Annotated in this window: 3 protein-coding genes; all 3 read left to right on the forward strand. The window is 68.9% G+C overall.

The window, feature by feature from the left end; all coding sequences use genetic code 11:
- On the forward strand, positions 1 to 338 hold a 338-nt coding region (locus tag ACWF94_RS36600; protein ID WP_453498912.1), incomplete at its 5' end, for a hypothetical protein.
- Positions 339 to 454: 116 nt separating this feature from the next.
- Positions 455 to 742, forward strand: a complete 288-nt coding sequence (locus tag ACWF94_RS36605) for a hypothetical protein (protein WP_453498914.1) — start codon at positions 455 to 457, stop codon at positions 740 to 742.
- 57 nt (positions 743 to 799) lie between these two features.
- Positions 800 to 1,018 (forward strand): hypothetical protein (locus ACWF94_RS36610; protein ID WP_453498916.1); only part of this gene is annotated, 219 nt, incomplete at its 3' end.

Genomic DNA, 1,018 nt, shown 5'->3' on the forward strand with positions numbered 1-1,018 from the left:
AGGCGAAGCGCAAGGCGGCGAGCGCGGCGTTCCGGGCGGCCCGCCAGCGGCTGATGGCTTGGCAGGACCTGCAAGACCGGCTGTGGAACGCCTGGGCGAAGGTGAACGGCATCGCGTACCGGATCCACCGGCGGCCGGCCGGATGGGTGCCGACCGAGGAGGAGATCGCGGAGCACCGCCTTGACCCGGCGGTGGTCGCCGAGCTGCGTGCGGACGCGGAGAACCCGGAGCCCAAGCCGGTCCTGCCGGAACTCAATCAGCGGCCGATGGAGGAGCTGCCCCCAATGGCGGCCGACGACCAGACGCCCGAGCAGCTTGACCTGTTCACCATCACCTGACCTGCCAGCTTGACGATCTCTTGACCAAATCTCTTTGGATATAAGAGTTACCCCAGAGAGCTTTGGTCAATGAAGAAGGTGTAACACACACCACCACAACCCTCAGGGAGCTCGACATGGCCACCATCACCGCCCGCAAGCCCATCACCCCCACCACCCTCACCGCCAACGAGCTGGCCGACTTCCTGGTCGAGCAGGTCACCCCCATGCGGGCCCTCTTCCACTCCGGCAACCCGGACACCCAGACCGGCTCGATGGTCGTCCACGACGGCGCCATGGAGATCGCGAGGGCCCTGCGGGCCGGAGAGATCGCCCCGGTGGTCGCCCAGGTCCGGATCGTCGGCATCAACCGGCGGGCCAACCACTACTGCGTGCGCACCATCACCGCCCACCGCCCGGCCTGACCCTCCCCTCCCGGCCCGGCACCCGCCGGGCCGGCCCTCTTCCTCGGAAGGAACTTCATGATCCAGACCACCCCCCCCGCCATCCCCGCCGACGTACTCGGCGAGGCCGTCGGCAGGATCGCCGGATTCGCCGCCCTCTCCCTCCACGAGTCCTTCCCGCACCTGGACCTCGACCAGCTCACCGAGACCTTCACCCGGCCCTGCGCGGTCGACATGATCTGCGCCCGGTTCCTCGCCGGTCTGGACAACGGCCTGCCCGCCGGTAAGGCCGCCACC

The organism is Streptomyces sp. NPDC055078, assembly GCF_053607985.1.

What these genes read in the sequence shown, in the direction of transcription:
- ACWF94_RS36605 (WP_453498914.1), top strand. Translation starts at nt 455, where the DNA reads ATGGCCACCATCACCGCCCGCAAGCCCATCACCCCCACCACCCTCACC.